The sequence below is a fragment of the Selenomonas bovis DSM 23594 genome (assembly GCF_000381005.1).
In the GTDB taxonomy this organism is placed as follows: Bacteria; Bacillota; Negativicutes; order Selenomonadales; family Selenomonadaceae; genus Selenomonas_C; species Selenomonas_C bovis.
Window position 1 is genome coordinate 194297 of record NZ_KB908380.1, and the last position, 10510, is coordinate 204806.

9 protein-coding genes and 1 pseudogene are annotated in these 10510 nt (G+C 58.5%); 4 read left to right on the forward strand and 6 right to left on the reverse strand.

Features of this window, described 5'->3' with window-relative positions:
* Positions 1 to 74: 74 nt before the first annotated feature.
* The 3 genes from scfA to F599_RS0102600 form a co-directional block, all read right to left on the reverse strand.
* The gene (gene scfA, locus F599_RS15050) at positions 75 to 212 is read right to left on the reverse strand and encodes a six-cysteine ranthipeptide SCIFF (RefSeq protein WP_019541971.1); all 138 of its coding nucleotides are present in this window, start codon (positions 210 to 212) and stop codon (positions 75 to 77) included.
* A gap of 116 nt (positions 213 to 328) precedes the next feature.
* A complete protein-coding gene (locus F599_RS0102595) occupies positions 329 to 1096 on the reverse strand; it encodes a histidinol-phosphatase HisJ family protein (RefSeq protein WP_019541972.1) in 768 nt (255 codons plus the stop codon).
* Positions 1097 to 1115: 19 nt separating this feature from the next.
* Entirely contained in the window at positions 1116 to 1382 is a 267-nt protein-coding gene (locus F599_RS0102600; RefSeq protein WP_019541973.1) for a TIGR03905 family TSCPD domain-containing protein, read from the reverse strand.
* A 379-nt stretch (positions 1383 to 1761) separates the two neighbouring features.
* Here F599_RS0102600 and F599_RS0102605 point away from each other — a divergent pair, with 379 nt between their 5' ends.
* The 3 genes from F599_RS0102605 to F599_RS0102615 all read left to right on the forward strand — a co-directional run bounded on the left by F599_RS0102605 (position 1762) and on the right by F599_RS0102615 (position 5789).
* Positions 1762 to 3297 (forward strand): SLC13 family permease, encoded by a 1536-nt coding sequence (locus tag F599_RS0102605; protein ID WP_020700464.1) that lies wholly within the window; start codon positions 1762 to 1764, stop codon positions 3295 to 3297.
* Between the two features lie 423 nt (positions 3298 to 3720).
* Complete coding sequence (locus F599_RS0102610) at positions 3721 to 5601, forward strand: GGDEF domain-containing protein (protein ID WP_019541975.1); 1881 nt, start codon at positions 3721 to 3723, stop codon at positions 5599 to 5601.
* Positions 5598 to 5789, forward strand: coding sequence for a ferredoxin (locus F599_RS0102615; RefSeq protein WP_081626303.1), 192 nt, complete (start codon positions 5598 to 5600; stop codon positions 5787 to 5789). Before F599_RS0102610 ends, F599_RS0102615 begins: the two co-directional genes overlap by 4 nt.
* Before the next feature lie 174 nt (positions 5790 to 5963).
* Here the strand turns inward: F599_RS0102615 and hcp are convergent, their stop codons facing one another.
* Entirely contained in the window at positions 5964 to 7604 is a 1641-nt protein-coding gene (hcp, locus tag F599_RS0102620) for a hydroxylamine reductase (RefSeq protein ID WP_019541977.1), read from the reverse strand.
* Positions 7605 to 7709: 105 nt separating this feature from the next.
* Positions 7710 to 8540 (reverse strand): AraC family transcriptional regulator, encoded by an 831-nt coding sequence (locus F599_RS0102625; RefSeq protein WP_019541978.1) that lies wholly within the window; start codon positions 8538 to 8540, stop codon positions 7710 to 7712.
* A gap of 272 nt (positions 8541 to 8812) precedes the next feature.
* Between F599_RS0102625 and F599_RS13440 the strand changes: the two genes are divergently transcribed.
* Positions 8813 to 9508, forward strand: a complete 696-nt coding sequence (locus tag F599_RS13440; protein WP_081626305.1) for a sigma-70 family RNA polymerase sigma factor — start codon at positions 8813 to 8815, stop codon at positions 9506 to 9508.
* 5 nt (positions 9509 to 9513) lie between these two features.
* Here the strand turns inward: F599_RS13440 and F599_RS14605 are convergent.
* Positions 9514 to 10166: pseudogene (locus F599_RS14605) on the reverse strand (diaminopimelate dehydrogenase); the annotation flags it as partial.
* Positions 10167 to 10510 lie beyond the last annotated feature (344 nt).

Consider the following 10510-nt stretch of genomic DNA (forward strand, 5'->3'; position numbering starts at 1 on the left):
CCCCCACGTTATGATAAAGTCATCAAAAGGCTGCCGCGCCCGCACGGACGCGGCAGCCTCCACCGCAAGATCTCTTACTTCTCGCAAACCTGATTGCCAACCGTGCAGCTCGTCTTGCACGCGGACTGGCAGGATGCCTGGCACTCGCCGCAGCCGCCCGTCTTGAGCGATTTCTGCATCGTCGGCTTGTTGACCGTCTGAATGTGCTTCACTTGTAATCCCCCTTTGCCTTTCCAGATGGAAAATACTATCTTTATTGTAGCGTGTTTCCCCGCCCATTGCAAGCGCCGCCCTGTTTTAGGAAGTTACCGATACGTCCGGTGCTTCCTTACAGCAGTTCCACGCGTCGCTCCTTGAAGGTCACGATGCGGAGACGCGTGGCCGCGGCGAGCTCCTCGGCCGCGGCGAAATGCGCGCCGATGGCATCTGCCGCATGTGCGTCCGATCCGAGCGTCACATAGCGGCCGCCGAGCTCGCGGTAGCGCGTGTAGATGGGCACGAGCTCCTTGACGGCGCGGCGCTCGCCGAGGCGCCGCGTGTTGAGCTCGAGCACGGTGTCTGTCTCGACCGCCGCCCGCAGCACGGCGTCGATGGCCTCCTGGAACGCGCCGTAGGAGAGCTCCGGGTTCGCGTAGGCCGCGTAGCGCGCGATGTAGTCGATATGGCCGAGCACGTCAATGAAATCATGTGTCTTCAGACACGCGGCCATCTGCGCGAAATAGGCGGTATAGGCCTCCTCCTTTGCATGCGCCTCATAGTAGGCCGGATAGTAGAGATCCTGCCCGTCCAGCACATGAATCGAGCCGATGACGAGGTCGAAGGGCGCACGCGCGACGAACGCGCGGCTCGCCGCGCATGTCTCCGGCGTCATGCCGACCTCGACGCCGAGGCGCAGGCGCTCGCCGCGCAGCGGCGCATACGTCTCCCAGTAGGCGGCGGGATCGAACGTAAAGTCATTCTCGCCCGGAAAATCCACGTCGAGATGTTCCGTGAATACAAGTCCTATGCCGAGCGCCTCTGAGGCGCGCAGCGCGGCGCGCGCCTCCATCTCAGAGTCCGCGGAGAACCGCGTATGACTGTGGCTGTCGAATATCATAGTGCTGCCTCCCCGCGGCTCATTTTCCCGCCTGCTCGGCGGCATACGCCTCCTCGAGCGCATGCGCGAGCTGGTCAGGGCAGGATGTCGAGCGCGGGCCGCAGGTATTGCCCTTGCAGCGCCCAATGACGAAATCGATATCCATGCCCTCGACGAGCTGCGCGATGCCCTTGAGGTTGCCGTTGCAGCCGCCCTCGAACGCAACGTGCCGGATGGTCTTGCCGTCGAGCTCCACCGTGATCTTCTTCGAGCAGGTGCCCTTGGTCTGATATTCGTAGATACTCATAGATTCTTCTTCTCCTTCTCCGTTCTCCTGGCTTTCATACAGTCCCGCACAGGCAGCCGCCCGCGTCTTGCTTCCATCTTATCTTGAATTCCTGCTTTGCGCAAGGGCAGAAACGCGCAGAAGCGTCAGCCTTTGCATCACCTCGTATTATTGTTTATTATTATTTACAACAAATTATAACTAAATTGAATCATTATTCTTCTTGATATCTATTGAAAGTCGATAGGAAGTTCTTTATCATGGAGATATCAAAGCTGCCGACTGCCTGCGACACCATCCAGCCAGCGGCAGCTCTGGGATATGTCGGAGGGTCGTCCGTTTGGGCGCTCGCCGGAGAGGGGAATCATACATCAAGAGGGAGGGATTTACCGTGGATAAAATGAACAAGGAAGCTCTGGCGGTCAAGAAGGCGGAACAGGCCTTTGACCGCAAGCGGCGCACGATCGGCCTCTATGGCGGCCCGCTGCTCGCCGTGCTCACGTTCGTGACACCGTTCTCCGGGCTGACCGTCGAGGCGCACAAACTGCTGGCCATCATGGTGCTCGTCGCCATCTGGTGGATCACGGAGCCCGTGCCGATCCCCGTCACCTCGCTGATCGGACCGACGCTCGCCGTCGTCACCGGCGTCGTAAAGGTCAGCGTGGCTTTCGCGGCTTTCGCCAATCCCATGATCTTCCTTTTCATGGGCGGCTTCATCCTCGCGACCGCCATGATGAAGCACGGCCTCGACAAACGCTTCGCCTACTGGCTGCTCTCACGCAAATGGGTCGGCTCAAGTCCGAAGCGCATCTTCCTCGCAGTCGGCCTTGCGGCGGCGCTCTGCTCCGGCTGGGTCAGCAACACGGCCACGGCAGCCATGATGTTTCCCATCTGCCTGGGGCTCCTCACCTCGATCAAGGAGATGTTCGCGGCGAACGGGCGCGAAATCGACCTGCACGAGTACAAATACGCGACCGGACTCATGCTCATGACAGCCTACTCGTGCTCCATCGGCGGTGTGCTCACGCCGATCGGTACGCCGCCGAACCTCATCATGCTCGGCTTCCTCGGCACGATGTGCGATATCCACATTTCGTTCTTCCAGTGGATGACCTGGGGCTTCATCGCCATGGCGCTCTACTTCGTGATTGCCTATCTCGTCCTCAGCCACATGTTCCCCGCTGACGTCGCGCGCATCGAGGGCGCGGAGCGCTTCATCCAGCAAAAACTCGCCGAGCTCGGCGGCTGGAGCCGCGCCCAGAAGAATACGCTCCTCTGCTTCATCGTCTCCGTTGCGCTCTGGATCACGCCTGGCTTCCTCTCGATCGCGCTCGGCAGCACGGCGCCCGAGCTGCGCATGTACAACCTGCTCTTCCCCGAGGCGATTGCGGCCATGGCCGGCGCGCTGCTGCTCTTCCTGCTGCCGGTCAATTTCTCGCGGCGCCAGTTCACGCTGCGCTGGGAGGAGGCTGTCCACGGCATCGAGTGGGGCACACTGATCCTCTTCGGCGGCGGCCTGGCTATGGGCGGCATGATGTACAAGACAGGCCTCTCGAACTGGATCGGCGACCGCATCGTCCTCGCGACGGGCGGTGAGCCCAGCCAGGTTGTCATGGTCGCGGTGTTCTCCGTCATGGCCCTGCTGCTCTCCGAGCTCACGAGCCATACCGCTGCGACGAACATGATCGGCCCGCTGGCCATCACGGTCGCCATCTCCTCCGGCCTCAGCCCGATTCCCGTGGCTGTCGCCATCGCGCTCTCCGCATCGCTCGGCTTCATGCTCCCGGTATCTACGCCGCCGAACGCCATCGTGTACGCCTCCGGCTACATCCCCATCACGAAGATGATCCACACGGGCGTCTACATCGACTTCATCGGCATCGCCTGCGTGACGATCCCGCTCGTGCTCTATTTCGTCTCCTGGGTGGTACAGTGAGCCTAACGGGACCGCTGACCAAAGAAATGTTCCAGATCTGCGTGGATGCAATATTGCCTCCGGCCCATGAAAGCCCCGGCCAGGACATGGAAACATATCCTGGCCGGGGCTTTTGACATCTCCCCCTCAGCAGCCAGCCTTCTGGCCGCCATCGAAAACACAGGTCGCATCCCTCATCGCAGCGCACGAACAAATGATTCTTTCGCCGCGCAGATACGAAAGGATTTCTTGATTTCTAGTAGATAATTCATTCCAAACCTTGTATAATAATGAGGATAGTTTATTCTCCCTTTGTCCCGACGGGACAAAAAGACTGACAACAAAACCAGCTGATGCAAGAAAAAGTCTTTCCAGCGCAACGCGGCACACCGGACGCTTCAGCAGCTCCTGTGCCTAGCCCTTTGACCCAGAAAGGATTCTCCCATGGATGACGCTCACATTGCAATCCCCTCCACGTTCACGGAGAACATTTTTCATAAACTCAACAGTCTCGACCAGCATCTCTATTTCCGCTGGGATCTCACCAGCGATACCGTGACGCTCCAACTCCCCGTACCGCGGAAGTTCCGTGACCTCCCACAGGAAGTCCACCAAGCCTCCACGATGCTTTGGACACAGGAACTGTTGCACCCAGATGACCGGCCCCTCCTGCACACCTACCTGCATATCCTCTTCCAGGAGCACACGCCGACAAGCGACTCCATCCGCAAGACGAGCTGCAAACTGCGCATCCGCCATCACAAGAACAAATACCTCTGGGCGGAGGTGCACCTGCTGACATACTTCCAGGGCACGCGCCCCATGGTCGCGTTCGGGAATCTGCACAGCATCCAGGCGCAGAAGCTCTGGCTGCATCGCCTGCAGCAACGGGCCGATTTCGACAGTCTCACCGGCCTCCTCACGAAGGACGCCGCCATCCGCCATATAGAGGCAAGTCTCTCCATGCTCTCACCCGAGCACGACGCCGCCATGATGCTGCTCCTCGATGCCGACGGCTTCAAGGCCATCAATGATAATTTCGGACACTTGTTCGGCGATGGTGTCCTCGCGAAGATGGGCCATACCATCAAGCATCATTTCCGCCACTCAGACATCAAAGGGCGCATCGGCGGCGATGAGTTCGTCGTCCTCCTACCGCATACCGCAAATCTCGACGGCGTCCGCCGTCATTGCGCCGATCTCATCGAGGCCATGCATCATGACTACTGCGCGGAAGGGCGACGCCTCCCGTTCTCCATCAGCATGGGCATCGCCCTCTACCCCGACCACGGACTCACCTACCGCGAGCTTTTCAAGCATGCCGACCGCGCGCTCTACGAGGCGAAGAGCCGCGGGAAAAATCAATTCCGCATCTACGAAAACAAGATCTACCAGGCCCCGCAGATCAAAAGCCAGCGCGATCCCGAAAGCACCCTCGACCTGCAGATGAAAGCCTTCCAGGACAATATGGCGGAATTCATCCTGCAGATCTTCTATGAAACCAACAGCGCCGAGGCGACCATCGACTACGCACTCGGCCTGCTCGGACGCCTCTACAACTTCGACCGCATCGTCATCGCGCGCTGCGACCTCGAGACGGGTGCCTACCAGGATGCCTATGAATGGTTCGGCCCCAATGGCGCTCTGCTCAAGAATGTCACACCGGATTGCCTCACCAGGCGACGTACGCTGATTCTCCGGCATGCAAAGCCGACGGCCTACGGCGTCATGGCCATCTGCGAAGACACGGCCAAACAGGCACATGAGGACACGCCGCTCCCCAACTGCCACCTCGGTGCCTATGCCTATTCCCTCATCACACAGGGAGAGGCTACCACAGGCTGCATCGGCGTCGAGAGCACGCGTCCCATGCGCATCACGCCCGAGCTCATCCGCAGTCTCAACGTCTTTTCCGTGCTGCTCGGCAACATTCTGCTCCCATCCGACACCTCCAAGCACCTGCGCAAGAATCTGCGCATCCTGCACGACATCCTCGATCACCTGCCAGGGCTCATCTATGTCGTCGACAAGGAAACGATGATTCCCGTCTATGTCGGGCGCACCATGCGCCCGGCTGACACAGGAATCGCCCTGGATACGCCCTGCTACAAGCTCCTGCATGGTCGGAGCCTGCCCTGCCGCAGCTGTCCCCTGCCCTCCCTATCGCCTGCAGGGCAGGAATATCTCGCCTGTGAACTTGTCGGAGAGGACGGCAATATGGTCGCCGCGCACGCCTGCAACCTCGTGGAGACAGGCAAGGAAGCGCATCGCCTCGCACTGATCGTACAAGACCACACGGAAGCGGCGCACGAGGAGACTCCATGATGCGTGTCACTGTGGAGGAAGCGCGCTGCGTCGGTTGCGGCATGTGCGTCGATGTCTGTCCGCAGATCTTTTCCCTCACGGCGCAGCACCGCGCGCAGGGCGGCTACGTCTCCCCCCAGGATTTCGACGATGTCATGGACGCCGCCCTCGATTGTCCTGTTGGCGCCATCTCAGTACAGCCGCAATAGGCTGCGGCGCTATCTTGCTGTGTGCGGAGCTGATGCCACAGCCTGCGCGCCAGCCAGCTGTCCCTCTGCATCTATCTTCGCACAACAAAAACAGGGGGCGCAAAGTGTTTTGCACTTTGCGCCCCCTGTTTTCTATGGGATTTCTTATGAAAGGGCTCTGCCTGACGCAGGCGCTCAGCCGATCAGCGTCTTCAGATCCTCCTCGACCGTCGTGATGCCGCCGATGCCGAAGTTCTCGACAAGCACTTTCGCGACGTTCGGCGAGAGGAACGCCGGCAGCGTCGGGCCGAGGTGGATGTTCTTCACGCCGAGATGGAGCAGCGCGAGCAGGACGATGACGGCCTTCTGCTCATACCAGGCGATGTTGTAGGCAATCGGCAGCTCGTTGACATCCGAGAGGCCGAATACCTCCTTGAGCTTGAGCGCGATGAGCGCGAGGCTGTACGAGTCGTTGCACTGTCCGGCGTCGAGCACGCGCGGAATGCCGCCGATGTCGCCGAGACCGAGCTTGATGTATTTATACTTCGCGCAGCCCGCCGTGAGGATGACCGTATCCTTCGGCAGCGCCTTCGCGAACTCCGCGTAGTACTCGCGGCTCTTCTGACGTCCGTCGCAGCCCGCCATGACGACGAACTTCTTGATGGCGCCGCTCTTCACGGCATCGACGACCTTATCCGCGAGCGCGAAGACCTGTTCGTGCGCGAAGCCGCCGACGATCTCTCCCTGCTCGAGTTCCTGCGGCGCGGGGCACTTCTTCGCAAGCTCGATGAGCGGCGTGAAGTCCTTCGTACCGTCTGCGCGCGTCTCGATGTGCGGGCAGCCGGGATAGCCGACAGCACCCGTCGTGAAGATGCGCTCCCGATAGCTCTCCTTCGGCGGCACGAGGCAGTTCGTCGTGAGCAACACGGGGCCGCCGAACGCCTCGAACTCCTCTTTCTGCTTCCACCAGGCGTTGCCGTAGTTGCCGACGAAGTTCTCGTACTTCTTGAACGCCGGATAGTAGTGCGCAGGCAGCATCTCGCCGTGCGTGTAGACATCGACGCCCGTGCCCTGCGTCTGCTCGAGCAGCATCTCGAGGTCGTGCAGATCGTGGCCGGAGATGAGGATGGCCGGGTTCTTGCGCACGCCGAGCGTCACCTTCGTGATCTCCGGATTGCCGTAGTGCCCCGTATTCGCCTTGTCGAGCGCGGCCATGCCCTCGACGCCCCACTTGCCCGTCTCGAGCGTAAGCGCTGTGAGATCATCCGCCGTCGCCGTGTCATCGAGCAGGCGCGCGAGCGCGCGCTGCAGGAACGCGTCGATGTCCGCGCGCTCCTCACCGAGCATGTTCGCGTGATGCAGGTACGCCGCGAGGCCCTTGAGCCCATACGTGATGAGCTCGCGCAGGCTGCGGATGTCCTCGTTCTCCGTCGCGAGCACACCGACCGCGGACGACTGCGCCTTCGCCTCGAACGCCTCCTCCTTGTCCTGCCAGAGAGCTGCCTCCGGCAGCCCCGAGCGGTCGAGGAGCTCGCCGAGCAGACGCTCCTTCACCGCGAGCGTCTCCGCGACGCGCGCCGCGATGGCCTCGCGGTCAAAGTTCGCATTCGTGATCGTGACGAAGAGATTCTGCACGACGAGGTGGTTGACCTCCGCAGAAATCTCTTTTCCCTCGGCGCGCAGACGCGTCGTCACAGCGGAAAGACCTTTCGTCACGTAGATGAGCAGATCCTGCATGCCGGCGACTTCTGGCTTCTTCCCGCAGACACCGACGCGCGTGCAGCCCTTGCAGCCCGCCGTCTCCTGGCACTGAAAACAAAACATAGCGTTTTCCATCGTAACCTCTCCTTCCAAGCTCTCCAAAAACTCGCTTCGTTATCTATGACCTCATCTTACCATGCTGGAGCCGCCAGTGCCGTAACAGATGTTACACCGCCCAAACTATTCGCGTACCGTCTTCCGCCCGCAACGGTACGCCGTCGGCGACATGCCGACGCGCTTATGGAACAGACGCGTGAAATAAAGAGGATCCGCATAGCCAACGGAACAAGCCACGGCACCGATGGAATACGACGTCGTCCGCAGCAGTTCACAGGCTTTCCTCAGACGAAACTCAATGAGATACTCCTGGAGAGATTTTCCTGTCTCCTCCTTGAATAGGCGGAAGAGATAACTGCGGTCTACTTGCAAGTACGCCGCTATATCGCTGATTTGTATCCCCTCTGCATAGCTGGAGGCGATATAGTCCTTGATTTTCTTCACATAGTGGTTGCCGTAGCGGATCACATTCTCGCGCCGCGTCGAACGCCCGTAGTGACGCAGCAGGAGATACAGATACTCGTACAGCACGCTCGCCATCATCAGCTCGCGTCCCGTATCCACTTGGAGCGCCTCGAGCATGCGCTGCTGACAATGGCAAAGTTCCTCGTCACTATATCGGAAGACGCGCCGTTCCGGCAGGATGGTCTCGCCGATGCATTCCGCCGCCTTGAAACCAGAAAAGCCAATCCACATATACGACCACGGCGTCTTTGCGTCCGCCTCGTAATAGACGAGTTCTCGCGGACAGATGAGGAATGCCTCCCCTGTCCCCACATGATACTTCCTGCCGCCCACGCAGAAAATACCGCAACCGCGCAGTACATAGTGAATCAAATAGGTATTCCGCTCTCCAGGGCCGAAGGAATGCCCCGGCCTGCAATCCTCCTGACCGATGCTCGTCGGCATGAGTTCCAGACTGCTCTCTCCACCCTCATAGCTGTATTCCTGCATCTGCGTCGCTCCTCTCATCGCGTTATATCATCATATCTATTTAATCTAAAATAGACTTATTGCCCATTGAATTAAATATCGCTTGTGAAATAAGCGTATAGGCACTAATTATCTTGGGTCTTTTAGCTCATAATATTTTCCCATTCTGTTGCATGTCACATTTTTACATAGTTTATACAACAATTATCCATATTATCCATCTTTCTGTTATGTTATAATAAGGAAAATGGTTAAGAAATGATTGCATTTAAATAAAGGGGCTCCGATCTCAAATGGCAGAGAATAGTGTTGCAGAAGCAATTTCCATATATCAGCGAACAGGTGACAGCACGCTCGGCTCTCAGTTGATCCTCCACTTCGAGGGGTTGGTCTTCGCTACCTGCCGCACATTCTATATCGACGGGCAGGAGCGCGACGACCTGCTCCAGGAAGGACGCATCGGTCTCTTCAAGGCCCTGCGGGATTTCCAACCATCCTGCGGCGCGAGCTTTACTTCCTTTGCCGTGCGCTGCATCCGCTGCCAGTGCATCTCGGCCATTAAAGCCGCGCACCGCTGTAAGCACAGGATCCTAAGCCAAGCGCTTTCTCTCGACGTCACGATTTACGAGGACAACGAGCGCGCGAGCTGGCTCGATACGCTCGTCGACGACAAGCTCCGCACCCCCATGCAGGAACTCATCACCTACGAGGATTACGAACGTTGCCGCCTGCTCTTCGAGCACATCTTCACGCCGTACGACTACGATGTCTTCCTCTCCCGTCTCTACGGTGAGAGCTACGAGCTCATCGCCCAGCGCGTGGGACGCAACGTGAAATCTGTCGACAACGCCCTGCAGCGCTGCCGCAGGGCCATCCTCCGCTATGTCCAGGGCAACGACGATCTGGACGCAACGACGATGAGCCATTTCTTCGAAATCGCGCTCAAGCTGCACGGCACGGAGGAAAGCACCGTTGCCCGCGCCTCATGAGCTTCTAACGCACACTCCCCCATAGACGCATCGGCACCCTCTTCGAGGACCACAAAGCATTCACGCGTGTGCTTCTGACGCGTCGTGAGTTCCGGATTCGAGCCGGAGCGCACAGCCGCAAGAGCACTCTCAACTGGGACCGTGTACTGCTTGGCATCCTTGACGCCCTTGATGCGGCGGATGGCATCACTGTGACCCTGGCTGACGCCTTTGCCCCAGAACGTATAATCCTTGCCATCCGGCAGAATCGCATTGTTGTAGACACGTGCCAGAGAGAACAGGCCCGGATCCCAGCCCACCGAGATGATCCCCAGATGGCCGCTTTCCTTGGCCGCCTTATCCACGTCAGCGAATGCTCCGGGATGCGCGCATGCGTATCAAAGCTGTCAATGACATTGAAATACTTCACGTATTCCGGCGTCTGCTTTGGCAGATCCGTCGCACTGCCGCCGCAGAGAATCATGACGTCGATCTTGTCCTGCCAGGCTGCAACATCCTTGACGCTGACAACCGGTACATCCTGCGACCAGATCTTGACCGATGCCGGATCGCGGCGCGTAAAGACCGCCACAAGCTCCATATCCTCATGCTCCCGCACGGCGCACTCCACGCTGCGGCCCAGATTGCCATATCCCAGAATACCAATGCGAATACTCATGAAAAAGCCCTCCTATGCCGATTTATTATTACAATAACATTATGCTATACTAAAAGCCTATAATCAATAATACAAAAATTACGTTTGTATTATCTGAAAATTTATTATTGACAAAACAGCTAAAAAATGATATCCTTGGCACAGATACAAGGAATGTTACTGCAAAGCAGGCATAACCGCGATCGAGACGGGCTTCGTCCGCCGATTTTGTTATGCCTGCTTTTTACTATGTAAATCCCCAAGAGCGCAAGCCGCAGGCGCAGCGCGATTGGTTGGATTTACTGCAAGGACGGGCGCACAATGTCCACAAAGTGGACGTTTGTGCGTTGAGTTTACTATGTAAA

Bases quoted from the DNA above. Each gene is read 5' to 3' on its own strand.
- hcp (WP_019541977.1), bottom strand. From the start codon at position 7,604: ATGGAAAACGCTATGTTTTGTTTTCAGTGCCAGGAGACGGCGGGCTGC.
- F599_RS0102600 (WP_019541973.1), bottom strand. From the start codon at position 1,382: ATGAGTATCTACGAATATCAGACCAAGGGCACCTGCTCGAAGAAGATC.
- F599_RS0102625 (WP_019541978.1), bottom strand. From the start codon at position 8,540: ATGCAGGAATACAGCTATGAGGGTGGAGAGAGCAGTCTGGAACTCATG.
- F599_RS13440 (WP_081626305.1), top strand. From the start codon at position 8,813: ATGGCAGAGAATAGTGTTGCAGAAGCAATTTCCATATATCAGCGAACA.
- F599_RS0102605 (WP_020700464.1), top strand. From the start codon at position 1,762: ATGAACAAGGAAGCTCTGGCGGTCAAGAAGGCGGAACAGGCCTTTGAC.
- F599_RS0102615 (WP_081626303.1), top strand. From the start codon at position 5,598: ATGATGCGTGTCACTGTGGAGGAAGCGCGCTGCGTCGGTTGCGGCATG.
- F599_RS0102610 (WP_019541975.1), top strand. From the start codon at position 3,721: ATGGATGACGCTCACATTGCAATCCCCTCCACGTTCACGGAGAACATT.
- F599_RS0102595 (WP_019541972.1), bottom strand. From the start codon at position 1,096: ATGATATTCGACAGCCACAGTCATACGCGGTTCTCCGCGGACTCTGAG.